General features: G+C 63.1%; 21 protein-coding genes and 1 tRNA gene. 6 read left to right on the plus strand and 16 right to left on the minus strand.

Going from position 1 to position 24063, the window contains the following annotated elements; translation table 11 throughout:
• Positions 1-111: 111 nt before the first annotated feature.
• A complete protein-coding gene (locus ACN6NG_RS04385; protein WP_353456309.1) occupies positions 112-987 on the minus strand; it encodes a LysR substrate-binding domain-containing protein in 876 nt (291 codons plus the stop codon).
• A 114-nt stretch (positions 988-1101) separates the two neighbouring features.
• Between ACN6NG_RS04385 and ACN6NG_RS04390 the strand changes: the two genes are divergently transcribed.
• Entirely contained in the window at positions 1102-2739 is a 1638-nt protein-coding gene (locus ACN6NG_RS04390) for a 5-guanidino-2-oxopentanoate decarboxylase (protein ID WP_063422256.1), read from the plus strand.
• Between the two features lie 134 nt (positions 2740-2873).
• Here the strand turns inward: ACN6NG_RS04390 and ACN6NG_RS04395 are convergent, their stop codons facing one another.
• Positions 2874-3794: an AraC family transcriptional regulator gene (locus ACN6NG_RS04395; RefSeq protein WP_016498139.1), complete on the minus strand. Its 921-nt coding sequence runs from the start codon at positions 3792-3794 to the stop codon at positions 2874-2876.
• Positions 3795-3996: 202 nt separating this feature from the next.
• Between ACN6NG_RS04395 and ACN6NG_RS04400 the strand changes: the two genes are divergently transcribed.
• Both ACN6NG_RS04400 and ACN6NG_RS04405 read left to right on the plus strand, forming a co-directional pair.
• Positions 3997-4290, plus strand: a complete 294-nt coding sequence (locus ACN6NG_RS04400) for a putative quinol monooxygenase (protein ID WP_049278214.1) — start codon at positions 3997-3999, stop codon at positions 4288-4290.
• 49 nt (positions 4291-4339) lie between these two features.
• A complete protein-coding gene (locus ACN6NG_RS04405) occupies positions 4340-4573 on the plus strand; it encodes a hypothetical protein (RefSeq protein ID WP_041167964.1) in 234 nt (77 codons plus the stop codon).
• Here ACN6NG_RS04405 and ACN6NG_RS04410 read toward each other — a convergent pair whose 3' ends face one another.
• From ACN6NG_RS04410 to bglX, 7 genes are all read right to left on the minus strand, one after another.
• Positions 4574-5179, minus strand: coding sequence for a flavin reductase family protein (locus ACN6NG_RS04410; RefSeq protein WP_063422255.1), 606 nt, complete (start codon positions 5177-5179; stop codon positions 4574-4576).
• A gap of 118 nt (positions 5180-5297) precedes the next feature.
• Positions 5298-5585, minus strand: a complete 288-nt coding sequence (locus ACN6NG_RS04415) for a hypothetical protein (protein ID WP_063422254.1) — start codon at positions 5583-5585, stop codon at positions 5298-5300.
• Positions 5586-5841: 256 nt separating this feature from the next.
• Complete coding sequence (locus ACN6NG_RS04420; RefSeq protein WP_474313050.1) at positions 5842-6981, minus strand: Fic family protein; 1140 nt, start codon at positions 6979-6981, stop codon at positions 5842-5844.
• A 190-nt stretch (positions 6982-7171) separates the two neighbouring features.
• Complete coding sequence (locus ACN6NG_RS04425; RefSeq protein WP_063422481.1) at positions 7172-8491, minus strand: MFS transporter; 1320 nt, start codon at positions 8489-8491, stop codon at positions 7172-7174.
• Between the two features lie 230 nt (positions 8492-8721).
• Positions 8722-10056, minus strand: a complete 1335-nt coding sequence (locus ACN6NG_RS04430; RefSeq protein ID WP_016498147.1) for a sigma-54-dependent transcriptional regulator — start codon at positions 10054-10056, stop codon at positions 8722-8724.
• The gene (locus ACN6NG_RS04435; RefSeq protein ID WP_063422252.1) at positions 10050-11807 is read right to left on the minus strand and encodes an ATP-binding protein; all 1758 of its coding nucleotides are present in this window, start codon (positions 11805-11807) and stop codon (positions 10050-10052) included. Before ACN6NG_RS04435 ends, ACN6NG_RS04430 begins: the two co-directional genes overlap by 7 nt.
• Positions 11808-11954: 147 nt before the next feature.
• Entirely contained in the window at positions 11955-14246 is a 2292-nt protein-coding gene (gene bglX / locus ACN6NG_RS04440) for a beta-glucosidase BglX (protein WP_474313052.1), read from the minus strand.
• Between the two features lie 186 nt (positions 14247-14432).
• On the opposite strand from bglX, the gene ACN6NG_RS04445 reads away from it, so the two are divergent.
• Entirely contained in the window at positions 14433-15050 is a 618-nt protein-coding gene (locus ACN6NG_RS04445) for a TPM domain-containing protein (RefSeq protein WP_474313054.1), read from the plus strand.
• 144 nt (positions 15051-15194) lie between these two features.
• The gene (locus tag ACN6NG_RS04450) at positions 15195-16409 is read left to right on the plus strand and encodes a class I SAM-dependent methyltransferase (protein WP_474313057.1); all 1215 of its coding nucleotides are present in this window, start codon (positions 15195-15197) and stop codon (positions 16407-16409) included.
• A 44-nt stretch (positions 16410-16453) separates the two neighbouring features.
• Here ACN6NG_RS04450 and ACN6NG_RS04455 read toward each other — a convergent pair whose 3' ends face one another.
• The 7 genes from ACN6NG_RS04455 to ACN6NG_RS04485 all read right to left on the minus strand — a co-directional run bounded on the left by ACN6NG_RS04455 (position 16454) and on the right by ACN6NG_RS04485 (position 23390).
• Positions 16454-17464: a DUF4917 family protein gene (locus tag ACN6NG_RS04455; protein ID WP_474313058.1), complete on the minus strand. Its 1011-nt coding sequence runs from the start codon at positions 17462-17464 to the stop codon at positions 16454-16456.
• Positions 17465-17503: 39 nt separating this feature from the next.
• Positions 17504-19267, minus strand: a complete 1764-nt coding sequence (locus ACN6NG_RS04460) for a SulP family inorganic anion transporter (protein WP_474313059.1) — start codon at positions 19265-19267, stop codon at positions 17504-17506.
• 213 nt (positions 19268-19480) lie between these two features.
• Positions 19481-19554 (minus strand) — tRNA-Gly (locus ACN6NG_RS04465).
• A 111-nt stretch (positions 19555-19665) separates the two neighbouring features.
• A complete protein-coding gene (phaG, locus tag ACN6NG_RS04470) occupies positions 19666-20553 on the minus strand; it encodes a (R)-3-hydroxydecanoyl-ACP:CoA transacylase (protein WP_197898586.1) in 888 nt (295 codons plus the stop codon).
• A gap of 448 nt (positions 20554-21001) precedes the next feature.
• Complete coding sequence (locus ACN6NG_RS04475) at positions 21002-21694, minus strand: 16S rRNA pseudouridine(516) synthase (protein WP_197898587.1); 693 nt, start codon at positions 21692-21694, stop codon at positions 21002-21004.
• A gap of 9 nt (positions 21695-21703) precedes the next feature.
• Positions 21704-21916, minus strand: coding sequence for a cysteine-rich CWC family protein (locus tag ACN6NG_RS04480; protein WP_080889236.1), 213 nt, complete (start codon positions 21914-21916; stop codon positions 21704-21706).
• Positions 21909-23390, minus strand: a complete 1482-nt coding sequence (locus tag ACN6NG_RS04485; RefSeq protein WP_197898588.1) for a sensor domain-containing diguanylate cyclase — start codon at positions 23388-23390, stop codon at positions 21909-21911. The genes ACN6NG_RS04480 and ACN6NG_RS04485 overlap by 8 nt, the downstream gene beginning before the upstream one ends.
• A gap of 212 nt (positions 23391-23602) precedes the next feature.
• On the opposite strand from ACN6NG_RS04485, the gene ACN6NG_RS04490 reads away from it, so the two are divergent.
• Positions 23603-24052, plus strand: coding sequence for a hypothetical protein (locus ACN6NG_RS04490; RefSeq protein ID WP_353456303.1), 450 nt, complete (start codon positions 23603-23605; stop codon positions 24050-24052).
• Positions 24053-24063: the final 11 nt, after the last annotated feature.

Genomic DNA, 24063 nt, shown 5'->3' on the forward strand with positions numbered 1-24063 from the left:
CTTGTGTCGCGAAAGGGGCGCAAAGCGCCCCCAGGATTTCAGCGTCGCCGCACAAATTTGGGGGGCCGCTTTGCGGCCCTTTCGCGACACAAGGCCGCTCCCACAAGGCCCTCACTGGCTGGCTTGGCCCTCCAGCCAGTCCAGTAACTCCATTAATCCCGGCGTCAAGCTCTTGGCCTGGCTCACCAGGTAATACCCTTTCCCGGTCACCACCTTCTGCGCAAACGGCATGCACAGCCGCCCCCCGCGCAAGTCATCGCCAATCAGCGACCAGTCGCCGATGGCCACGCCTGTCCCCTGCGAGGCCATGGCCATCGCCATGTCCAGTGTCTCGAAATGCTGCTTCGGCCCATGAGTGGCCAACGTCACCCCTGCCGCCTGCAGCCACAACAGCCAGTCGTGTTCATCCCGCGAGGGGTGCAGCAGCATGTGCCGCGCCAGGTCTTCCACCTGCTGCAACGGTATCGGCCCCTCACGCAGCGAGGGGGCGCACACTGGCGTAAGTTGTTCATCGAACAGCTTGCGCACCTGCAGCCCGTGGTTCGGCGCATCGCCATAGACCACCGCCGCATCGAAGCCCTCGCGACGAAAATCCACCCCATGCTGCACCGTGGTGGTCAATTCCACCGGTACATCCGGGCGCAGTGCCTGCCATTCCATCAGGCGCGGTAGCAGCCAGCGCATCACGCACGTCGGGGCCTTGAGCTGCAAGGTCGTGCTGCGCCCACCCACTTCACGCACGCCTTGCTCGATCAGCGCGAACACCTGCTGCACCCGAGGCAGCCAGTCCTGGCCTTCACGGGTCAGGCTAAGCCCGCGGGCCTGGCGCTGGAACAGGGCATAACCCAGGTGTTCTTCGAGGGCAGCGATCTGGCGGCTGACGGCGCCCTGGGTGATGTGCAGCTGTTGCCCTGCACGGGTGAAGTTGCAGTGATGGGCGGTGACCAGAAAGGTGTGCAGGGCGGGCAGGGGCGGGAGGCGTTTCATCGCACTGAGCCATGATGACAGGACATGGCTAGTATGTGTTTTTTTGCATTGTGGCGATAGCCGTGGCTTGGGTCCAATAAGGGCATACTCCAACAAGATTCATGGTGAAACCCGATGGCAACCTGCGGCGAAGTACTGGTCAATCTTCTTGAAGGCTATGGCGTCGACCATGTCTTCGGCATTCCTGGTGTACATACCGTTGAGCTCTACCGTGGCCTGGCGGGCTCGTCCATTCGCCACATCACCCCGCGCCATGAGCAGGGTGCAGGGTTCATGGCTGACGGCTATGCGCGCACCCGTGGCAAACCTGGGGTTTGCTTCATCATTACCGGCCCTGGCATGACCAATATCACCACTGCCATGGGCCAGGCGTATGCCGACTCGATCCCGATGCTGGTGATTTCCAGTGTGCAGTCCCGTGATCAGCTGGGCGGTGGCCGCGGCAAGCTGCACGAACTGCCCAACCAGTCGGCGCTGGTGTCGGGAGTGGCCGCGTTTTCTCACACCTTGATGAGTGCTGCAGACCTGCCGCAGGTGCTGGCGCGGGCATTTGCCGTGTTCGAGAGCGCCCGGCCACGCCCGGTGCATATCGAAATCCCGCTGGACGTGCTGGTCGAACCGGCCGACTTCCTGCTGCCGGGCCGCCCGGTGCGTGGAAGCCGGGCAGGGGCAGCGCCGCAGGCCGTGGCACAGATGGCCGAGCGCCTGGCAGGTGCCAAGCGGCCGTTGATCCTGGCGGGCGGTGGCGCGTTGGCCGCGGGTGCTGCGCTGGCGCGCCTGGCCGAACACCTTCAGGCCCCGGTGGCGCTGACCATCAATGCCAAGGGTTTGCTGCCGGCCAGCCACCCGCTGCAGATCGGTTCGACCCAGTCACTGCCGGCTACTCGAGAGCTGGTGGCTGAAGCGGACGTGGTGCTGGCGATCGGTACCGAACTGGCTGAAACCGATTATGACGTGACCTTCAAGGGTGGCTTCGAGATCCCGGGTAGCCTGCTGCGCATCGATATCGATCCGGACCAGACCGTGCGTAACTACCTGCCGGAGCTGGCGCTGGTAGCCGATGCCGAGCTGGCCGCCGAGGCATTGCTCGCTGCCTTGCAGGCCCAGCCGCAACCTGTGCGCGAAAGCACCTGGGGTGTGGCTCGCGTGTCCAACTTGCGCCAGGCACTGGCGGCAGGTTGGGACCAGCCAACCCTGAGCCAGACCCGTCTGCTGAGCGCGATCCTGGAGCGACTGCCCAATGCCGTGCTGGTGGGCGATTCGACCCAGCCGGTGTACACCGGCAACCTGACCCTGGACATGGACCAGCCACGTCGCTGGTTCAATGCCTCAACCGGCTACGGCACCCTGGGTTATGCGCTGCCTGCGGCCATGGGCGCGTGGTTGGGTAGTGCGGAGCAAATCGGCCAGCGCGCGCCTGCAGTGTGCCTGATTGGTGACGGCGGTTTGCAGTTCACCCTGCCTGAGCTTGCCAGTGCGGTGGAGGCGCAGGTGCCGCTGATCGTGCTGCTGTGGAATAACCAGGGGTACGAGGAGATCAAGAAGTACATGGTCAACCGGGCGATCGAGCCGGTCGGGGTAGATATCCATACCCCGGACTTCATCGGCGTGGCGCGGGCGCTGGGGGCTGCGGCGGAGCATGTGACAGACGTGAAGCAGCTGCAGGCGGCGCTGGGGCAGGCGGTGGAGCGCAAGGGGCCGACCTTGATCCAGGTTGACCAGAATCAGTGGCAGGAAACCGTGGCGGGTTGAATCAAGGTTATTACCTGTGCGGGCCTCTTCGCGGGTAAACCCGCTCCCACAGGATCGCCACAGTGTTCGAAAGCTGTGGTGATCCTGTGGGAGCGGGTTCACCCGCGAAGAGGCCAGTACAGGAAGAACCAGGCTCAGCCAGCAGTAGCCCGCAACCGCGCCACATCCCGAATCGGTGGTGCGCCATACAGCCGGCTGTATTCACGGCTGAACTGCGACGGGCTTTCATACCCCACCCTGTAGGCTGCCACCGCCGCCTCTAGCCCGTCGTTGAGCATCAACCGCCGCGCCTCCTGCAGGCGCAGCTGCTTCTGGTACTGCAACGGGCTCATCGACGTCACGGCCTTGAAGCGATGGTGCAAGGTCGAAGTGCTGAGGTTGACCTCCCGGGCCAGGTCCTCGATGCGCAGGGGCAACTGGTAGTTGTTGTTGAGCCAGGTAATGGCCTGGCACACCCGGTGAGTCTGGCTGTTGGCCAAGGCAATTTCATACAGCCGGCAACCCTGCGGCCCACGCAGCAGGCGATAGAGAATCTCGCGGCGGAACAGTGGCGCGAGCATGGCGATGTCGCGCGGGGTATCCAGCAGGCGTAGCAGCCGCAGCAAGGCGTCGAGCAATGCGGCATCGGTCCTTTCCACATACAAACCACGGCCTGAAGGCCGGTTGGGTACCAGCATCGGCCCGCTCTCGGCGATCAGCTGGCTGATCTCGGCCGGGTCCAGGTCCATGCGCAGGCCCAGGCTGGGGTTTTCCGGGCTGGCGTCGAGCCTCACCCCGCTCAGCGGCAAGGTCACCGACACCACCATGTAGTGCAGGGGGTCGTAGGCGTACTGCTCGTCACCGAGGAACAGGCTTTTGCTGCCTTGGGCAAGGATGCACAGCGCCGGTTGCGCCAGGGTCGGCACCGAGCGCACGTTCTCGGTGTAGCGCACCAGATACAGGTCATCGATGGCCGATGCGGGACCATGGGGGTCGCCGGCATGGCGGCGGATCAGCTCGGCCAGTTCCAGGCGCTGCAGTTCCAGGGTCGGGTCAATGGACGTGGCGGTGGTCATGATGGCTTTCCTCTGCTGACCGACGCAGCATAGGTTTGGGCAAAGAGGGGCGCTAGTCGAAAGCTGCACGTCGCTTGCCTGATCCTGCCGCGCAGCAGGATCAGGCAATCGGCGAGCAGTAATGGCCTAACGCGGCGCGCGGGTGAGCCCCTAACCTTGGCAGCCTGGCTTTTTCGTCCGCCTGCTTCAAGGAGATTGTGCAATGACCCTAAAACAACCGGTCACCCATCTTGCTTTCATCCGTGCCAGCAGCGGGCGCTCGGCAGAGCTGGGCGCGCGCCTGCGCGACCTGCTCGAGCCCTCGCTGCGTGCGCCGGGTTGCCTGAGTTTCACGGTGCAGCGCTCCCAGGCCGATGCCGACCTGTGGTTGCTCAGTGGCAGCTGGCAGGATCAGCAGGCGATGAGTGGCTACTTTGCTTCGCCGACCCTGGACGTGTTTGGCGAGCTGGTGCAGGCGCAGGTGGTCAGCAGCCTGGACTTGCATACCTTCGACTGAGGGTGGATGAGGTAAAGTAGCGCCCTTGTTCAACCACGCGGATAGCAACATGGCACGTAGGGAATTCACTCATTTCGAAGCGGTATCGGCGATGGTGCCGGTGGAAGGCGGCGGCTACAACGCGGCCATTGCGGTCAAGGCCCTGGCCATGGGCGGCGCACCGCGCTTTCACAAGGTCCTCGACGGGCAGGTGTTCAAGGGCGCCGTGGCCGCCGACGAAGCGGCCACGGCCGAGCTGCAGCGCCTGCAAGGCGTCAGCGAAGAGGGTGAACTGATCTGGTGATCAGGCCGGCGGGCGGCCCATCTTGAACAGGTTGCCCAGCTCGAAATAGTCCGCCGGGCCACCGCCACGCAGGATCGGTTCGGCGGCCGCGGTATCGTAGATGCCGTTTTTAAGCAGGTGCTCGGCAATGTGCACCGCAACCACTTCTCCGAGGATCAGCCAGCTGGGCACCAGTGCCTGGTCGGCCCGCTTGAGCTGGACGATCTGGCTGACCTTGCACTCGAACGCCACCGGGGTTTCGCCTACGCGGGGCACGCTGACGATGCTCGACGGCGTGGCGGTAAGGCCGCTCAATTCGAACTCGCTCACTTCGGCAGCAACCGGCGCGCAGCTCTGGTTCATCTGCTCGGCCAGTGGGCGGGTGGCCAGGTTCCAGACGAATTCGCCGGTCTGCTCGATGTTGTTCAGGCTGTCTTTGCGCCCGACGCTGCAGAAACCGATGATCGGCGGGATGTAGTTGAAGGCGTTGAAGAAGCTGTAGGGCGCCAGGTTCAGCCGGCCTTCGCGGTCATGCGAGGAAATCCAGCCGATAGGGCGGGGGCCGACGATGGCGTTGAACGGGTCGTGGGGCAGGCCGTGGCCTTTGGCAGGTTCGTAGTAATACATCTGTGCTGGGCTTGTTGGCCCTACCTCCTGGTGGACAAGGTGCCTAGTGTGCCAAGCCTGTGCTCGCCTGCAAATGATCAAGCCCGGCCGAAGCCGGGCTGGGTGCTCGCATCAGGTATCAGCTGATGCGGTGGGCGTTGGTACGGTCGAAGCCGTCTTCAGCGAAGCGCTGGCCGCCAGTGCGGTCGAAACCGTCTTCAGCGAAACGTTGACCGCCAGTGCGGTCGAAACCGTCTTCAGCGAAACGTTGGCCACCGGTGCGGTCAAAACCGTCTTCAGCGTAGCTGGCGGACTGGGATTGAGCCGCGGCAAAGGTGTGAGCGCTGGTACGGTCGAAGCCATCTTCGGCGAAGGCGCCTGCTGCGAAAACGGAGAGGGCCAGGGTAAGGATCAGTTTGTTTTTCATGGTCGTTGCTCCAGGTTGCGAGAGGTTGTTTGTTTCTATGGGTTTAATCCTACGCTGATTAATTTGATTAAAAAGCGCAAATAATAGCGTTTAGAAATCGAATAAATCGATGTTTCAATGCAGGCTTCGCGTGGGTCAGGCAGCGGTGTCAGTCAGTAGCCGCAAACCCTCGCGTTGTCGTTTCGTCAGCCATCGCAGCTTGAAGGTCGGGAATTAAAGGGGTGTTAAGAACGGAACATCTTGTTTCAACGTGTCGTCAGGCGTTGGAGATGTCCTGAGTGTTGATGCGGTAGCGGGTACTGCGGCCCCCGCCAGGCAGGCGAACCAGGCAAGCCTTGTCGAGCAGGTCGGTAAGGTGGCGGGTCGCAGTGGCCTTGGAAACCTTCGCTACTGCCTGGTACTGCGTGGCGCTGATGCCCTCCTCGAAACCGCGGGGGCCGCCATCAAGCAACCTGTTGAGCACCTTGACCTGTTCGGGCAGCAAACCATCTGCGCGATGCGCCTGCCAGAACCTGGCCTTGGCCAGTATCCGGTCGATGTTTGCCAGTGCCTGTTCGAAGCTGCGCAGCAATGTGGCAAGGAACCAGCACAACCAGCGGGTGATATCCAGGTCGCCTTTCTGGCTGCGCTCCAGGACCTGGTAATAGCCGGCCCTGTCCTCGAGGATGCTGGCGGACATGGCATAGAAGCGAATGGCCTGGCGCTCAGCTTGGGCCAGCGCCAGGTCGGTGATCGCCCGGGTCAGCCGACCATTGCCATCATCGAACGGGTGCAGCGTGACAAACCAGAAGTGCGCAATACCGGCGCGTAACAGCGGATCCAGACCAGCGTTATCGAGGCTGTTGGCAAACCAGTCGAGAAACGCCGCGAGCTGTGTTTCAAGACCCTCGCGCGGTGGTGCCTGGAAATGCACGGTGGGCTTGTCGAGACGGCCGGAGATCACCTGCATGGGCACTTCATCACGTAACCGGCCGACCAGTACCGCCTTGCTCAAGGCCCCTTGTACTTCCGGGAATAGCCACTGGTGCCAAGTGAACAGGCGTTGCAGGGTCAGTGGTCGGTCATACCCTTGAGTTGCATCCAGCATCAGTTCCGCCAGCCCTTCACTGCGGGCACTGGTAGCTCCCGGTTCATCCATGCCCAGCCGACGGGCAAGAGAAGAGCGCACCGAGCCCACATTCAGCTGTTCACCTTCGATTGCCGAGGAGGTGACGATGTTCTGCAGCAGCGTATCCAGCATGTTCTGGCACTCGCTGAGCCCATCGATGCTGCCGATCTTGCCCAGCAGACGACCTTGCATGCTGATGCAGTTGCGCAGGAGCGGGGCAATGGCTTCGTTTTGCCAGGTAAATTGGGGCCAGGCTGGTTGCTGCCAGATCCACAAAGGGCTGTTCATGATTGTGCCGATCCATCCTGTGAGCCGAATAAGCCGGCTATTCGGCTCATTGGGTGAGCCGAATAATAGCGCTATTCGGCTCAAACTGTGAGCCGAATAATGCCGCTAATCGGCTCACAGGTTGTCGTGCATCATGAAAAAGGGGGCGCCCATGTAATGGAGCGCCCCCTTTCAGTGTTGCCAACCAGCGTCAGTCAGTAGTAATCCGCGAGTGTTGCTTGGTGTCCTTCATGGTCGCGTAAACCAGCAGCGAACAGGCGATGCAGGCGGTGACGTACCAGTAGTAGCCGCTCTCCATGCCCGCGCTCTTGAACCACAGGGCCACGTACTCGGCGGTGCCGCCGAAGATCGACACGGTCAGGGCGTACGGCAGGCCCACACCCAGGGCGCGGATTTCCGTTGGAAACAGCTCTGCCTTGACCACGGCGTTGATCGAGGTGTAGCCGCTGACGATGATCAGCGCCGCCATGATCAGGAAGAATGCGCCCCACCAGGTCTCGATGGTGTGCAGCGTGCTGAGGATCGGTACGGTGAACAGGGTGCCGAGCACACCGAAGGCGATCAGGATTGGGCGTCGGCCGATCTTGTCGGACAGGCCACCGATCACCGGCTGCAGGCACATGAACAGGAACAGCGTAGCGGCCGAGATGGTAGTCGAGTCGCTGATGCTCATGCCCACGGTGTTGACCAGGTACTTCTGCATGTAGGTGGTGTAGGTGTAGAAGGCCAGGGTGCCGCCCATGGTCAGGCCGACCACGGTCATCAGCTCCTTGGGGTGGCGCAGCAGGGTGCGCATCAGGCTTTCCTTGGCTTTTTCCTTCTTGGTGAACGAGGCGGTTTCTTCCATGCCGCGACGCAGGTACAGGGCCACCACGGCGCACAGTGCACCGATCACGAACGGCACGCGCCAGCCCCAGGCATACAGCTGCTCTGTGGTCAGGGTCTGCTGCAGGACAATCAGTACCGCCAGGGCGATGAGCTGGCCGGAGATCAGGGTCACGTACTGGAAGCTGGAGAAGAAGCCACGGCGTTCCTTGCTGGCCATTTCGCTGAGGTAGGTGGCCGAGGTGCCGTACTCGCCACCCACCGACAGGCCTTGCAGCAGGCGTGCGATGACCAGCAGGACCGGTGCGGCGACGCCGATGGTTTCGTAGCCCGGGGTCAGGGCAATGACCAGCGAGCCGGCGCACATCAACAGTACCGAGGCCATCAGCGCGGCCTTGCGGCCTTTGCGGTCGGCGTACAGGCCCATCAGCCAGCCACCGATCGGGCGCATGAGGAAGCCCACGGCGAAGATCGCGGCGGTATTGAGCAATTGTGCGGTGGAGTCACCGGCCGGGAAAAAGGCCTTGGCGAAGTACAGCGAGAATGCGGCGTAGACGTACCAGTCGTACCATTCGACCATGTTGCCGATGGACCCGCTGAAGATCGACTTCAAACGGCTGGCGGTGGTTTTTTCTGCGGCGGGCGCAGTGGCCGCCCCAGCGGGCAGGGAGGTGGCGTTATCCATCAGGGATACCTTCTCGTTGTTTTTGTGGAGCGCGCCGTAGCGCAGCTTGCCAAGGCAATTGCAGAAGGTGTGCCAAATGGGTGCAGGCTGATTCATTTGAGGGCACAACCGCGTGATAGCTGGCCTGTAGGAGCGGCCTTGCGTCGCGACGGGCCGCAAAGCAGCCCCAGGATCGTTCAGAAATAAGCGGATTTTTGCCTATCAACGATTACAGGTAAGCGGAAATCCGCTCATTCGCGCCCGACAAAGTCCTCGCGCACCAGCCCATGCCGCTGCATCTTTTCGTTAAGCGTACGCCGCGGCAACTGCAACGCCTCCATCACCGACTTGATCTCGCCCCCATGCTGGCGCAGGGCTGCGCGCAGGCATTGCGCCTCGAACGCTTCCATCTGTTCGCCCAGCGACTGCCCGGCAGGTGTCGCTTCGATGTTCGGCGAACTCAGCCCCAGCGCATGGCGCTCCGCCGCATTGGCCAGCTCACGTACGTTGCCCGGCCAGTCATGGGACAGCAGCTGAGCCAGTTGTACACCCGACAGCAGCGGGGCGGCACGGCCCAGCTTTTCGCCTGCAGCGCGAGCAAAGTGCTCGAACAGCAGAGGAATGTCTTCACGCCGCTCACGCAGCGGCGCCAGGCGCAGCTCGGCCACATTCAGGCGATAGGCAAGGTCTTCGCGAAAGCGGCCGGCGCGGGCCTCTTCGAGCAGGTCGGGCTTGGTCGCGGCAATGACACGCAGGTCGACGCTTATGCTCTGGTTGGCACCCAGACGTTCCAGCTTCTGCTCCTGGATCACGCGCAACAGCTTGGCCTGCTGCGCCAGCGGCATGCTCTCGATTTCGTCGAGAAACACCGTGCCACCGTTGGCGTACTCCAGCTTGCCGATGCGCTTGCCCTGGGCGCCGGTGAAGGCGCCGCTTTCGTGACCAAACAGCTCGGCCTCGAACAGCGACTCGGGAATGGCCGCGCAGTTGAGTGCGACGAAGGGTTTACCGGCGCGAGGGCCAAAATCGTGCAGGCAGCGGGCCACGCGCTCCTTGCCGCTGCCGGTTTCGCCACGGATCAGCACATTGACCGGCAGGCTGGCCAGCTCCAGCACTTGTCGGCGCAGCTGTTGCAGGCCCTGAGACATGCCCAGTAACGTGCCTTCCAAGCGTGACTTGAGGTCGGCCTGTTCATGCAGCCGGCGGTTTTCCAGCACCAGCTGGCGCTTTTCCAGGGCCCGGCGCAGGCTGCCCAGCAAGTGCTGCGGGGTGAAGGGCTTTTCGAGAAAGTCGTAGGCACCGCTGCGCATGGCTTCCACTGCCATGGGCACGTCGCCGTGGCCAGTCAGCAAGATGACGGGCAAGTCGGGGTCGTCCGCCTGCAGGCGTTCGAGCAATTGCAGGCCATCCATGCCCGGCATGCGCACATCGCTGATGATGACCCCGGGAAAGTGCTGCGGCAGGTGGGCCAGGCACTCTTCGGCGCGCGCGAACAGTTGCACGCTGAAGCCGGACAGGCTCAGCCATTGCTCGACTGCACTGCGGATACTGGCTTCATCATCGACGACGATCACTGAATTCAACATACAGGCTCCAGGTCACGGGGCAGGGTAAGGCTCAGGCGTGCACCACCGGGCAGGTTTTCGACCTGCAGCTGGCCACCGGCCTCGTGGACGATGCCGTAGGAAATGGCCAGCCCCAGGCCCAGGCCTTCGCCCACCGGCTTGGTGGTGAAGAACGGGTCGAAGACCTTGGCCAGGTTGGCCTCGGCGATGCCGCCCCCCGAGTCCAGTACGCTCAGGCGCCACCGCTCGCCCTCGGGTTCGATGCGCACCTCCAGGCGTTTGTAGCGCTTGTCGGCCATGGCGTCGAGGGCATTGCGCAACAGGTTGATCAGCACCTGTTCCAGGCGAATGGCATCGCCGCGTACCCAGGCCGGGCGCGCCAGGTACAGGGCCACCTCTACCTCTTCGCTGCGAATGCGGGTTTCCAGCAGGTGCAGGGCCTGGTCGACCACGGTGGCCAGGTCGAGGCGCTCGCGCAGGCCGACCGGGCTGTTGCGGGCAAAGGTTTTCAGGTGGCTGGTGAGCGCGGCCATGCGCGTCAGCATCTGCTCCAGTGGCTCCAGGGCCTGGCGTGCTTCGTCATGGCGGCCATGGTCGAGCAGCAGGCGCAGGGTTTCCAGTTGCATGCGCTGGGTGGTCAGCGGCTGGTTGATTTCGTGAGCCATGGCTGCCGACATCTGCCCGAGCGCCGCCAGTTTGGCTGATTGCACCAAGCCTTCTTGAGCCGTGCGCAGTTCGCGAGTGCGTTCCTCGACCTGGCGCTTTAGCTCTTCGCGGCTGCGCTGGCGAAGGCGCGCCAGGCGCAGGCGCTGGCTGACGAACAGTGTGGCGAACACCAGGCTCAGCCACACGGCGGCGGCGCCCAAGGCGGCATTGCGGCCGTCGGCAGTGACCTGCGGTTTGCGCAGCAGGTGCAAAGTCCAGTTTTCGCCTTCCAGTGGCAGGCTTTCCCACAAGTATTCGGCGCTGCCCTCGGGGCCTTGCACGCGGCTAAGGGTGCTGTTGGCGGCAAAGCGCGTCAGCACCTGATGCTGCAACGGCACCAGCGGTTGTTTGTCGTACTGGCGGGTTTCGGCAAGCTCGGCACGGTCGGCACCACTGAGCGGCTGCAGCTCGCGGTAGCGCCAGCCGTCCTGGTTGGCGATGAAGGTGATGCCGCGGGCATCGCTCACCAGCAGGATGTCGCTGCCCTGGCGCCACTCGCGTTCAAGTTCCGGGAACTCCAGCTTCACCACCATGGCACCGAGGAAGCGGCCATGCTCGTCGTTCACCGCGCTGGCGAGGAAGTAGCCCGGCACGCCACTGGTCACGCCTACGGCGTAGAAGCGGCCACTGCCCTGGCTGCGGGTTTGCTTGAAATAGGGCCTGAAGCCGTAGTTGGAGCCGACATAGCTGCTGGGCAGCCGCCAGTTGCTGGCGGCGATGGCCAGGCCGGTGCGGTCGAGCAGTTCGAGGGTGGAGGAGTTTGCGGCGCCGTTGATGCGTTCAAGCTTGCGGTTCAGGGCGTCCTGCACCTCTTCGCTGGCCGGGTCACGCAGGGCGGCGATCAGCTCCGGGTCCAACGCCAGCACGGCGGGCAGGGCGCGGTAGCGGTCGATCAGGGTATGCAGGGTATTGGCGTACAGGCCCAACTGCTGGCTGGCACGCTGGGCGTCGTCTTCCATGGCCTGGCGCTTGGCCTGGTGCATGGCCCAACCGGCACTGAGGGCGGTACCCAGCACGATCAGCAGGGTGATCAGCCCCAGACGCAGGGCGCGAAAGGAAAAGGGCATCGGGGCGGATCCGGGTGATTGTGATATCGGGGCCTGCCTCTTCGCGGGCTTGCCCGCTCCCACAGAATACTCACAGCCCGATGGACCTGTGCAGTACCTGTGGGAGCGGGCAAGCCCGCGAAAAGGCCGGTACAGGCGACCTTTCGGTTACAGCAGTTCGAAGCTCTGCTGCTGCACCGCCTGGGAATCCAGCCCGACCTGGACATTGAATTCCCCTGGCTCGGCAACCCGCTGCAGCTGGCCATTGTAGAACTTCAGGTCTTCCTCGCTGATGCGGAAGGTCAAGGTGCGTGACTCGCCCGGCTTGAGCATCAGCTTCTGGAAGTTCTTGAGTTCCTTGACCGGGCGGCTCATCGACGCCGACACGTCCTGCAGGTACAGCTGCACCACGGTCTCGCCGGCTACCTTGCCGGTGTTCGCCACCGTCACCTTGGCCTCCAGTGTGTCGCCGCGCTTGAGGTCCTTGTTCGACAGCTTCAGGCCCGACAGCTCGAAGCTGCTGTAGGTCAGGCCATAGCCGAACGGGTACAGCGGGCCGTTGGGCTCTTCAAAATACTGCGAGGTGTAGTTTCCTGGTTTGCCAGGGGTGAACGGCCGACCGATGCGGGTGTGGTTGTAGTACATCGGGATCTGCCCGACCGAGCGCGGGAAGGTGATGGCCAGCTTGCCGGACGGGTTGTAGTCACCAAACAGCACGTCGGCGATGGCATTACCACCTTCGGTGCCGGCGAACCAGGTTTCGAGGATGGCGTCGGCCTGCTCGCGCTCCCAGCTGATCGACAGCGGCCGGCCGTTCATCAGCACCAGCACCAGCGGTTTGCCAGTGGCCTTCAGGGCCTTGATCAACTCGCGCTGGCTGGCCGGGATCTCCAGGGTGGTACGGCTCGACGACTCGTGGGACATGCCGCGGGACTCGCCGACCACTGCCACCACCACATCGGATTGCCTGGCCGCCTTGACCGCTTCATCGATCAGCACCGCAGGCGGGCGCGGGTCGTCGACGATTTCCGGGGCATCGAAGTTGAGGAAATTCAGGTAATCGAGGATCGCCTTGTCGCCCGTGACGTTGGAGCCTTTGGCGTAGACCAGCTTGGCCTTGCCTTCCACGGCGCGGCGCAGGCCTTCGCGCACGGTTACCGAGTGCACCGGTTTACCGTCGGCGGCCCAGCTGCCCATCATGTCGATGGGGGCATCCGCCAGTGGGCCGACCAGGGCGATGGTGCCGGTCTTTTTCAGCGGCAGGGTCTGGTTGCGGTTTTCCAGCAGCACCAGGCTGCGGCGTGCCACGTCACGCGCAGCTTCGCGGTGCAGGCGGTCGTTGCCGTAATAGTCCTTCAGGTCGGTTTCGGCTTTGCCGATGCGCACGTACGGGTCCTTGAAAAGGCCCATGTCGTACTTGGCGCCAAGCACTTCGCGTACCGCCTGGTCCAGTTCGCGCTGGGTCACTTCGCCGGACTTCAGCAGGCCTGGCAGCTCTTCGCCGTACAGGGTGTCGTTCATGCTCATGTCGATGCCGGCCTTGATCGCCAGCTTGGCGGCTTCACGGCCGTCGCGGGCGACGCCGTGGCGGATCAGTTCCTGGATGGCGCCGTGGTCGCTGATGGTCACGCCTTTGAAGCCCCACTCCTTGCGCAGCAGGTCGTTCATCAGCCAGGTGTTGGAGGTGGCCGGCACACCGTTGATCGAGTTCAACGCCACCATTACCCCGCCAGCACCGGCGTCGAGCGCGGCGCGGTAGGGCGGCAGGTAGTCGTTGTACATTTTCGGCAGGCTCATATCGACCGTGTTGTAGTCGCGCCCGCCTTCCACTGCACCATACAGGGCGAAGTGCTTGACGATGGCCATGATGCTGTCGGGGTTGGCCGGGCTGCTGCCCTGAAACGAGCGCACCATCACCTGGCCGATTTTCGAGGTCAGGTAGGTGTCCTCGCCGAAGCCTTCGCTGGTACGGCCCCAGCGCGGGTCGCGGGCGATATCGACCATGGGGGCGAAGGTCATGTCCAGGGCGTCGGCCGAGGCTTCGATGGCTGCAGTGCGGCCGACCTTGGCGACGGCGTCCATGTCCCAGGTGGCGGCCATGCCCAGGCCGATCGGGAAGATGGTGCGTTCGCCGTGAATGGTGTCGTAAGCGAAGAACATCGGGATCTTCAGGCGGCTGCGCATGGCCGCGTCCTGCATCGGGCGATTTTCGGGCGCGGTGCGCGAGTTGAAGGTACCACCGATGCGGCCTGCAGCGATTTCTTCGCGGATCTTTTCGTGGGGCATTTCCGGGCCGATGCTGATCAGGCGCAGCTGGCCGATTTTCTCGGCTTCGGTCATCTGGCTGATCAGGTGCTCGATGAACGCCTGCTTGTCCTGCAGGGGCGGGGCATAGGGGGCGGCAAGGGCCGCCTGACTGGCAAGGCCCATGGCCAGGCCCAGCAAAGACAGTTTCATCATCAATTCCGTTGTGGGGCCTCTGCCGTATCCAGGGTGATACGCGCGCGGCCGAAGTTTTCAGGCGGCTATTGTTGTACGATTCGCAGGCTTACTTTCCAGCAGCGGATTATGCCTGAATATGTCGTCTGCGGATGAAGCCCCGAGTGCCGGGACAACAACTATAAGAACGTTCAAGAGACCGACGGCATGACCCCCTTCGACGAGTACCATCAACGGCAGATTGCCGAAGCCATTGCGCGTGCCGAACGGCGCACCGATGCCGAACTGGTGACGGTGCTGGCTCGCCGCGCCGACGATTACGCCTATTGGCCGCTGTTGTGGGCCGCCGTGCTGGCGCTGGCGGTGCCAGGCCTGTTGCATTGGCTGCTGGGTTGGCCCAGCGTGCGTGGCTTGCTGGTGGCCAACGTGTTGCTGTTCGTCGGCTTGTGCCTGCTGCTGCGCAACCCGCGCCTGGCCGGCTGGCTGATCCCCCGTGCCCTGCGTCGCTGGCGTGCTTCACGGCTGGCCCAACAGCAGTTTCGCGAGCAGAACCTGCAGCGCACCGCAGGCGCCACGGGTGTGCTGATTTTTGTCAGCGAGGCGGAGCGGCATGTGGAGATCCTGGTCGACCGCGGTATCGAGCACTGCCTGGACGCCAAAGCCCGCGCGGCCATCGGAGCGCGCTTTGCCGAACAGGTGCGCCAGGGCCGGACCTTGCAAGGCTTTGTCGAGTGCATCGAGGCGTGTGGCGAGCTGCTTAGCCAGCACGTGCCGCCAACCCATGCCCGTAACGAGCTGCCCAACCGCTTGGTGATTCTCGATTGATCCGGATCCGCCTGGCTTGACGCGTTCCCGGTGGGGGCGGGTTCACCCGCAAATGCTGCCTGGAGGCCACCGACGCATTCGCGGGTAAACCCGCTCCCACAGGGTGTAGAATGCGCTTCCCGCTATTCGAGGCACCGTTTCTCCATGTCCGCCAGTACTTCCGCCCCCTCCGCGCCGGATGCGCGCGCTCAGTTTCTCGACCTGCTGAACGCCGCCCTGCACGGCGATACCTTGGTCAAACTGGTGCTGGCGCGCCATGTCGGTGCCGATCAGACCTTGCAACGGATCATCGCCAAGCCGCTGCAGGTCAAGGGCCAGCCGTGCCTGTCGCTGGTCTACCGCCACCAGACCCGCGACATCACCCGCAACCTGCCGCTGGACCAGGCCCGGGCGCTGGTCGCCGAGCTGCTGCCAGACAGCTTCCGCAACGCCCACCTGTTCGATGCTGACGGCGAGGTGCAACTGACCTTCAGCAAGAAGGGCAAGCCGATGCTGCAGCGTCACGGCGCACAGGCACCGCGTGAGGTCACTGCCAGCAGCGGCCATGACCGCGAGAAGAAGCGTTACCTGGAGTTGTCGCGCCCGTTTTTGCGTGACCTGGGCGTAACCGATGCACAAGGCGCGTTGATTCCGTCGATGTCGCGCAAGTGGAAGCAGATCAACAAGTTCATCGAGGTCTTCGACCACGCCCTGGCCAGCGCCCCGGTGCCGGCCGGGCAGGTACTGCGGGTGGCCGACTTTGGCTCGGGCAAGGGCTACCTGACCTTCGCCATGCATGATTACCTGCGCAACAGCCTGGGCCGCGACGCACAGGTCACGGGCGTAGAACTGCGCCAGGACATGGTCGACCTGTGCAACACCGCTGCCGCGCGCCTGGAGCACCCAGGCCTGGAATTCCAGTGCGGTGACGTGCGCAGCGTGGTGCCAGAGGCCATCGAGGTGATGATCGCCCTGCATGCCTGTGACATTGCCACCGACTACGCCATCCATACCGGCATCCGCTGCAACGCCGCGATCATCATGTGCTCGCCGTGCTGCCACAAACAGATTCGCCCGCAACTGCACAGCCCGGGGTTGCTGCAACCCATGCTGCAGTACGGCCTGCACCTGGGCCAGCAGGCCGAAATGCTGACCGACAGCCTGCGGGCGCTTTACCTTGAAGCGTGCGGTTACGAAACCAAGGTATTCGAGTTCATCTCGCTGGAGCACACCAACAAGAACAAGATGATTCTTGCGGTGAAGCGGCAGAAGGCGGGGGACAACGGGGCGTTGCTGGAGAAGATTGGCCAGCTCAAGGCGTTTTATGGGGTGCAGGAGCATTGCCTGGAGACGCTACTGCGGGCGGATGGGTTGCTCTGACGGCAACCCCCAGCAAGCCTGCGCGCGCTCCTGCTGGGAGCGTGCTAGCGTCGAGCGGCTGGTAGCTCGATCGCCAAATCTGCCAGCCCCAACGGATGCGTACTGGCATCAAAGAAATGCACCTGCGTGCCCGTGAGATCCCCGAACCGATCAATATAGTGTTGCTTCTGGTTGATCACCGAAGCCTCGCTCAAAGGCCTTATGGCAATCGACAGATGCTGTGGCCGCGCCTGTCGGATAGCGTCGAGCAGGTGCTGGTCGCTGCTGTCCAGATGCTGCCCGAACAGGCATAGCCCCTGGCTCTCCTGTGCCAACTGCCCCAAGCACCAGCCCAGGTAATCCGAGTTGCGAATGGCGCGCAGTTTTTCGTCGCTGCGGTCTTCGTTGACGAACAGCGGCACCTCGCCGGGGATGTTCACCGCAAAGCCATCGAGCAGCTCGGCGTTGTCGGCGCTGCGTTGGCGGGTGGTGCCGTCGGGCAGCTTGAGCAGGTGCAGCCCGCCATGCAAGTGCAGCACCCGGGTACCTTCGCTGCGGGTGCGGCGCACATCGAAGAAGCCTTGCTCGTCGAACAGCTCGGCAAAGCCCTGCGGAGCGTGTTGTACAGCCCATGGCAGCAGCAGGTCGTAGTTGCTGGTGTAGACGCTGCGGTAGCCGCGCAAGCCCTGGTTGAAGGCTGCCAGCGTGGTGGCTGGCATCAGTGACCACGGCAGGTGCACCGTGCGCACGGCGTGAATCAACGCTTCCTTGATTGAGTAGTAGCGGTTCAGCGGCGCGGTGGAGTTGATGGCCAGCGCGGCGTTGGCGCGCACGGTGGTGTTCAGGGTGCTGAGCACAGGCTCGAACAGCTCTGTGCCCAAGGATTTGAACAGCGCCTGGTCGCTGACCGCCAGGCCTTTCTTGCGGCCGGCGCGTTGCGCTTCCTCGAACAGCGAGAAGTAGCCGAACGGCTTCCACACTGCGCGGCTGGCACCGTTGCCCAGCAGCAGGGCGTCGCATGGGTGGCGGGCAGCCAGTTCTGGCCAGGGGGTGAGGGTGGCGTCAAGTGCGGGCATGCTGGGGTCCGTTGGATGGAGCGGAGAACGGGGGCGACTTTAGCATGTCATGCAGCGTGAGCGAGGGTTGGTGTCCTGCCAACAGCCTTGTGTTACCTGGACTGGCCCTATCGCCGGCACACTGCGGCTCCGGTTACGCCAAACCCGGTACGCCCTAATCCCGGCCCGTACCGAACCAAACAGCAGCTTTTCTTCCATTTCCCGCGCCATCCCCGAGCGCACCAGCAGGCGCAGGAACGTACCCCGGGCGCGTGCGATGGCAAAGAAGATGCCTTGCGCTGCCAGGGTGTCGCGTACTTCACGCAGGGCAGCGATGCCGCTGACGTCGATGTTGGTGACTGCTTCGGCATCGAACAGCACGGCCTTGGGCTGGTGCTGGCTCTGTACCGCCTCGAGCAGGCGCATCTTGAAGTAGTCGGCGTTGAAGAACAGGATCGCGTCGTCGAAGCGGTACACCACCAGCCCTGGCACGGTGCGCGCGTCCTTGAATTTGCGGATGTCGACCTGGCCTTCGGTGCCCGGCAGCCAGCCCAGCACGGCATCGGTGGGCTGGTAGATGCTGTACAGCAGGCGCAGGATCGCCAGGGTGACGGCAAACACGATACCGGGCAGCACGCCCAGGCCCAGCACCCCCGCCGTCGTCAGCAGGCACAGCCAGAACTCGAAGCGGCTGAGACGCCGGATGCTACCCAGCGACTTGATGTCGATCAGCCCCCAACCGGCCATCAACAGCACGGCGCCCAGTGCAGCCTGCGGGATCCACGCCATGGGCGCGGTGAAGAACAGCAGAATCAGGGCGATGACCAGGGCCGCGATGATACCCACCAGCTGGCTTTTGCCACCGACCATGTCATTGACCGCCGTACGCGAGTCGGCGCCACTGATGGCAAAGCCCTGGGAAACCCCGGCGGCCAGGTTGCTGACGCCCAGGGCTACAAACTCGTGGTTGGCGTTGATCGCATAGCCATGCCGGGCGGCGAAGCTGCGCGCAGTGAGCATGGCACTGCAGAAACTGACGGTGGCAATACCCAGGGCGTCGCGCAGCAGGCTTTTCATTTCCTCCAGGTTGCTGTGCGGCCAGGCCAGCTGCGGGATGCCGGCAGGTACCGGGCCGAGGACGGCAACGCCGAAGCGGTCAAGGCCGAACAGCCCGGCCAGCAGCATGAACAGCGCCACTCCCGTGAGGGCTGCAGGCAGGCGCGGGTAGCGCCGCGGCAGCCAGACCAGCAAGCCCAGGGCGGCCAGGCCGATGAGCAACGTGACCCAGTGAATCTCGCCCAGGCGCTGGAAGAAGTTGATCAGGCTGAGGATGAAACCGTCGCCTTCGATCTTGAAGCCCACCACCTTGGACAGCTGCCCGGCGATCAGGCTAAGGCCGATGCCGTTGAGGTAGCCGATCAGGATCGGCCGCGAAAAGAAGCTGGCGATGAAGCCGGCGCGGGCCAGGCCGGCGGCAATCAGCATTATGCCAACCAGCACGGTGACGATCACCGACAGTTCGACAATGCGCTGCGGGTCGCCCATGGCCAGCGGTGCCACGGCGCCGGCGATCATCGCGCAGGTGGCAGCGTCGGGGCCGACCATCAGTTGGCGCGAGCTGCCGATCAGGGCGTAGACCATCATCGGCAGGACGCAGGCATACAGGCCGTATTGTGGCGGCAGGCCGACGATTTGCGCGTAGGCGATGGCAATGGGGATCTGGATCGCCGCGACTGAGAGCCCGGCCTGCAGGTCGGCATGCAGCCACTCGCGCCGATAGTGCAGGAGGTTGGCAAGGCCTGGTAGCCAGCGGGATAGAAACATGCGTCATCCTTTCGAAATGTTTCAAGAATCCAGTGAACATATCCGCCACAAGCCGTTTCGCTTGCAGGCGTATGCACCCGCTGCGCATTGAAGCGGATCGGCAGGCAAATGGCCATGGGCCAGGTCAACGTGGGGGGGGCAGAAACGAAAAAAGGAGCCAAGGCTCCTTTTGACTGCGATGACGTTGCTGGAACGTCATGCTGGAATGCGATGTGGAGCGGGTAGAGGGAATCGAACCCTCAACTAAAGCTTGGGAAGCTTTCGTTTTGCCACTAAACTATACCCGCGTCTGCGCAGCACTTTTTACCAGAACCCTTCACGAATTAGAAGCCCAAGTTATAAAAAAGCTTGTCGGCACCCCATAGCCTGCGGGTATCAGTTACAGAGTGCCGAGGCGCTCAGATAGCCAATGCATGCTGCCCCTGTTGAACGTGCTGGTAGCGGTGACGAGGTTCACGCACGGTCGGCTTGAGGAAGCCAAGCAAGACGCTGCGGGTGTTTTCACAGGCGGTCTTGTTTTCCATGTCGAGGAAATGGCCCGCGTCGCGGATCACGCTGAAGTGGCTTCTGCCCACATGCTTGCCAAACTGCCGGGCATCTTCGGCCGTGGTGTACTCGTCGCGGTCACCGTTGACGAACAGTACCGGGATGTCGATATTTCGCGCACCATCCAGCGCTCGCTCCAGGTCGTGCTGCAGCACCTGGTTGATGTGGAAGTGCATCTGCGCGTACTCGTGGCTGTCCAGGCTGCTGACGTGCCGGTAGTTGAAGCGCTTGAACAGTGACGGCAGGTGCTTGCCGATGGTGTCGTTGACCAGGTTGCCGACCTGATACCGGTCGCAGGCGGCCAGGTACTGGCAGCCACGGTCCAGGTAGTCGCGCATCGGCTCGTTGATCACTGGCGAGAACGAACTCACCACTGCCTTCTTCACCTTACGCGGCTGGTGCGCCAGCGCCAGCAGCGTACTTGCGCCACCCCACGAGAAAGACATCACGTGGTCTGCCTGGAAGTGCTCGATCAGTTCAAGGAGGATATGCGCCTCGGTTTCCTTGCTGATCAGACGCTCCTGACGGTTGTGCGGTTTGGACTTGCCGGCATACGGCTGGTCGAACAACACGATGTTGAACTGCGGGTGCAGGTTACGTACCGTCTGGGCGAACGAGGCGGTGGTGGCCAGCGAACCATTGATCAGGATGATCGTATTCTCGGCCGCATCCGCGCGATAGAACTCCGTGTAAACCCGATACTGACCTTGGATATCAAGTACAGCGATTTCTGGCCTCATGTCATCGACTCCTGGCGCAAAAAGGGTATTCGCGTCACCTAGGGTGCACGTTCTTTATGACAGGTAGGCATTTGCCTGAAGAGAAACCGGGGGGCCCTGTGTCGATCCTTGGCACTTGCGTCGACGGTATTGTTTTTGGCGGGCAATTCGCCGTGCCCCAAGGCATCGAGGCCTTGGGTGGCCAGCAAAAAGTGTCTTCGACTGCGGGCGTGACTTGCTAGTCACATGCAGACTGACGATTTGGATTCAAGCAGTGGCTCGCGGATCGCGCAAGTGCCGTTCGGGGAGAAATGTGACTTTTGTCGCTGAGCGGTCGTATGGCAGACCCCGTAATGTCTGCCCCGGCCTTTTCGCGGGCGCGCCCGCTCCCACAGGAAAAACACAAGCCCGGGGCATTTCGGGTATGGGTGGGAGCGGGCATGCCCGCGAAGAGGCCTGGGCAGGCGGCCTAGACAGTGGCTATTTCTTCCGCTGTGAGTTCACGAAACGCCCCAGGTGCCAACCCAGGGTCCAGCCGGATCGCCCCCATGCTCTCCCGATGCAGCCCCACCACCTTGTTGTCGAAGAACCCGAACATGCGTTTTACCTGGTGGTAGCGCCCTTCGACGATCGCCAATCGGGCGCGTCGCGGCCCGAGGATGTCTAGCTGGGCAGGTTGGGTGGTGAGGTCTTCGAAGGCGAAGTAGAAACCCTCACGGAACTTGGCCACATAGTGTTCGGCAATGTCGTCTTCGGTTTCCACCAGATAATGCTTGGGGAGCTTGGTGGCAGGCTGGGTCAGGCGCCGTGACCACTGGCCATCGTTGGTCAGGATCATCAGCCCGGTGGTGTTGAAATCCAGGCGCCCGGCAATGTGCAGGTCATCGCGGAGCGCTGTTGGCAGCAGGTCGAGCACGGTGGGGTGCTGCGGGTCCTGGGTGGCGCTGACGCAACCCTGTGGCTTGTGCAGCATCAGGTAACGCGCGGGGCGGCCCGCCTGGAGCAACTGGTCGTCCAACTCGACACGGCTGAATTCACGTATCTCGGTCAGCGGGTCGCTGACCACCACGCCCTCCACCCGCACACGGCGTTGCGCCAGCATCAGGCGAACTTGCTGGCGGTTGTGGCTGGGGAGGTTGGCGAGGAAACGGTCGAGGCGCATTGGAACAGGTCAGTGGGGAGTGGTTGATCGGAGTTGCTCTTCAACGGCAGCGCAACGCGGGCACAGGCAGGCTTTGTTCCGCAACTCGGCGGGCAGGGCCTGCAGCACGGCCGGGTCGATGGTCACGCTGTAGCACCAGCAGGCCTGGGTAGCGCGGCGCGGGTCGGCCAGGCTGCATTGGTTGAGGGCACCGCAAGCGGGGCAGTGTTGGCTGTCATTCATGGCGGGTTTCACTGCAGACGCGGTTGCGGCCGGCCTGCTTGGCACGATAGAGCGCACGGTCGGCGCGGGTCAGCAGGGCGTGTAGGGTATCCCCTGGCTGCAGGCTGCTCAGGCCGATGCTGGTGGTGAGGCGCAGCGGCTGTTCTTCGTAGCTGAAGGTCAACTGTTCGGTGCGGCGGCGGATCTTTTCCGCCACCTCGATGGCCTGCCGGCCTTCGGCTTCACGCAGCAGCACGATGAATTCCTCACCGCCCCAGCGGCACAGTATATCCGACTGGCGCAGGCTGCCTTGCAGTACATTGGCAAATTGGCGCAGCACTTCGTCGCCTGCCAGGTGGCCGTGGGTGTCGTTCAGTGCCTTGAAGTGGTCCAGGTCGATCAGCAACGCCACCAGCGGCCCACTGTCGCGCTGGGCTTCGTGCAAAGCCTGGGCGGCGAGCAGGTCGAAGCTGCGCCGGTTGGGCAGGCCGGTGAGGCTGTCGAGGGTGGCCAGGGCTTCGGTGCTGGCCTGGTGACGGCGGACCATGGCATGCACCAGCGCCAGCACCACCAGGGTGATCATCGCGCAGATGGCCAGGTTCAGGTACAGGGAGTGGCGGATGCGGTCGAGGGCGCCGGTTTCGCGCTTTTCCACCAACAGGTACCAGTCCAGTTCGGGCAGGTGGCGCACGTTGAGGAAGTGGCTGTGGTTGTCGCTGTCGCGGTATTCGTGGCTGCCTTCACCGGGCACCAGCTGCTCGGCCAGTACGTCGTTCAGTTCGGGGTTGTCGCTGAGCGGCTGGCCGACCCGCAGACCATGCGGGCCACCTTCCGAGCCGGTCATCAGCACCTTGCCCTTGGCGTCGGTGAACAGCACCGAACGCTGGTAGCGCCGCTGATACTGGTCGATCAGCTTGACCACCGACGATACGCTCAGCCCGACGCCGGTGGCACCGATGAAGCGGTGCTGGTAGTCATGTACCTGGTAGTTGATGAACACGGTCAGGCTGTCCTGGTTGGCCATGTCCAGATCGACGTTGATCTCATAGGGCGCCTTGAGGTCGCGCAGGCGGAAATACCAGGCATCGCGCCAGGTGCCGGGCTCTACCTTCTTGAGCACGCCTTTGGCCTGGTAGTAGGTGAGGGTGCGGTCAGACACGAAAAACGACGTGAAGGTGTCCTGCTTGCCCATGACTTCGCCAAGGTAGCGGGTCATGCGCTCGGTATCCTGCTCGCCGGACAGCACCCAGTCCCGCAGGAAGGTGTCCTGGGCCATCATCGAGGCGATCAGCACCGGGCGAATCAGGTCCTTCTGGATTTCCGAGTAGACCGTGTCGGAGGTCAGCGGCAGTTCCGTATTGATGATGCCGTCGCGGATGGCGCTGCGTGAGGAGAAGTAGCTGAGTAGCGAAGTGGCGAGGAAGCCGCAGGCCAGTAGCACCAGCAGGGTAAGGATCAGCGAGCGCTGCGAGAACAGAGCGGAACGTAGCGGCATGATCTTCCCGTGATGTGTGCCAGGGTGCCCATTCTAGTGAGATGACCGGCAAATGACTGCAAGTTTTTCAGGGTTATCGCACCTGTATCAAATTATTGCAGAAATGGCACTGCACCTCGGCTTCACGGTCTTATTCAGTGTCGATGAACGCATTCCGCATCGATGCTCGGCAGCGCCGCTGTTCGGGCACGCCAGCGGTCCAGGAGGCCGCCATGTCCTATCGAATCCTGTTGATCGCCCTGCTAGGGCTGATGACTTCCGCCTGCGCCCCGTACTACGAGCGCGGGGGCTATTACCGTTCGGATTACTACTCCACCGACCGCTACGTGTCGCCAGGGTATTACCGCTATGACCGTTACTACGTGACGCCGCAACCGCGCTATTACTACCAGCCGGCACCGCGTTATTACCATCGGTCGGCGCCCGCGCCGTACTACCGGCCGTATCCGCAGCCTGGGGTAAATCAGTGGCACGGCAACCCGCGCAATGACTACGGTAACCGCCAGCGCCAGGACTACAGGCAGGACCGGGACCGGCATGATTATCGTGATGGTAGCCAGCGCTACCAGCATGGCAACTGGAACTCCAATGGGCAGCGCAATGACGGCGGACGCTGGGACGGCCGACGTGGGCAAGGGCGCGGGGGTAATTGGCAGCGGTAGGTGATTGAACC

The organism is Pseudomonas sp. TSO6, from assembly GCF_056098905.1.

Excerpts from the sequence above, each read along its gene's own strand:
- ACN6NG_RS04480 (WP_080889236.1), bottom strand. The coding sequence starts at position 21,916 with ATGAATGACAGCCAACACTGCCCCGCTTGCGGTGCCCTCAACCAATGC.
- ACN6NG_RS04450 (WP_474313057.1), top strand. The coding sequence starts at position 15,195 with ATGTCCGCCAGTACTTCCGCCCCCTCCGCGCCGGATGCGCGCGCTCAG.
- ACN6NG_RS04460 (WP_474313059.1), bottom strand. The coding sequence starts at position 19,267 with ATGTTTCTATCCCGCTGGCTACCAGGCCTTGCCAACCTCCTGCACTAT.
- ACN6NG_RS04385 (WP_353456309.1), bottom strand. The coding sequence starts at position 987 with ATGAAACGCCTCCCGCCCCTGCCCGCCCTGCACACCTTTCTGGTCACC.
- ACN6NG_RS04435 (WP_063422252.1), bottom strand. The coding sequence starts at position 11,807 with ATGCCCTTTTCCTTTCGCGCCCTGCGTCTGGGGCTGATCACCCTGCTG.
- ACN6NG_RS04410 (WP_063422255.1), bottom strand. The coding sequence starts at position 5,179 with ATGTATTACTACGAACCTGCCAAAGGCCACGGCCTGCCCCACGACCCG.
- ACN6NG_RS04395 (WP_016498139.1), bottom strand. The coding sequence starts at position 3,794 with ATGACCACCGCCACGTCCATTGACCCGACCCTGGAACTGCAGCGCCTG.
- ACN6NG_RS04490 (WP_353456303.1), top strand. The coding sequence starts at position 23,603 with ATGTCCTATCGAATCCTGTTGATCGCCCTGCTAGGGCTGATGACTTCC.
- ACN6NG_RS04420 (WP_474313050.1), bottom strand. The coding sequence starts at position 6,981 with ATGAACAGCCCTTTGTGGATCTGGCAGCAACCAGCCTGGCCCCAATTT.
- ACN6NG_RS04445 (WP_474313054.1), top strand. The coding sequence starts at position 14,433 with ATGACCCCCTTCGACGAGTACCATCAACGGCAGATTGCCGAAGCCATT.
- ACN6NG_RS04415 (WP_063422254.1), bottom strand. The coding sequence starts at position 5,585 with ATGAAAAACAAACTGATCCTTACCCTGGCCCTCTCCGTTTTCGCAGCA.
- ACN6NG_RS04425 (WP_063422481.1), bottom strand. The coding sequence starts at position 8,491 with ATGGATAACGCCACCTCCCTGCCCGCTGGGGCGGCCACTGCGCCCGCC.
- ACN6NG_RS04430 (WP_016498147.1), bottom strand. The coding sequence starts at position 10,056 with ATGTTGAATTCAGTGATCGTCGTCGATGATGAAGCCAGTATCCGCAGT.
- ACN6NG_RS04485 (WP_197898588.1), bottom strand. The coding sequence starts at position 23,390 with ATGCCGCTACGTTCCGCTCTGTTCTCGCAGCGCTCGCTGATCCTTACC.
- ACN6NG_RS04455 (WP_474313058.1), bottom strand. The coding sequence starts at position 17,464 with ATGCCCGCACTTGACGCCACCCTCACCCCCTGGCCAGAACTGGCTGCC.
- ACN6NG_RS04400 (WP_049278214.1), top strand. The coding sequence starts at position 3,997 with ATGACCCTAAAACAACCGGTCACCCATCTTGCTTTCATCCGTGCCAGC.
- bglX (WP_474313052.1), bottom strand. The coding sequence starts at position 14,246 with ATGATGAAACTGTCTTTGCTGGGCCTGGCCATGGGCCTTGCCAGTCAG.
- ACN6NG_RS04405 (WP_041167964.1), top strand. The coding sequence starts at position 4,340 with ATGGCACGTAGGGAATTCACTCATTTCGAAGCGGTATCGGCGATGGTG.
- ACN6NG_RS04390 (WP_063422256.1), top strand. The coding sequence starts at position 1,102 with ATGGCAACCTGCGGCGAAGTACTGGTCAATCTTCTTGAAGGCTATGGC.
- ACN6NG_RS04475 (WP_197898587.1), bottom strand. The coding sequence starts at position 21,694 with ATGCGCCTCGACCGTTTCCTCGCCAACCTCCCCAGCCACAACCGCCAG.
- phaG (WP_197898586.1), bottom strand. The coding sequence starts at position 20,553 with ATGAGGCCAGAAATCGCTGTACTTGATATCCAAGGTCAGTATCGGGTT.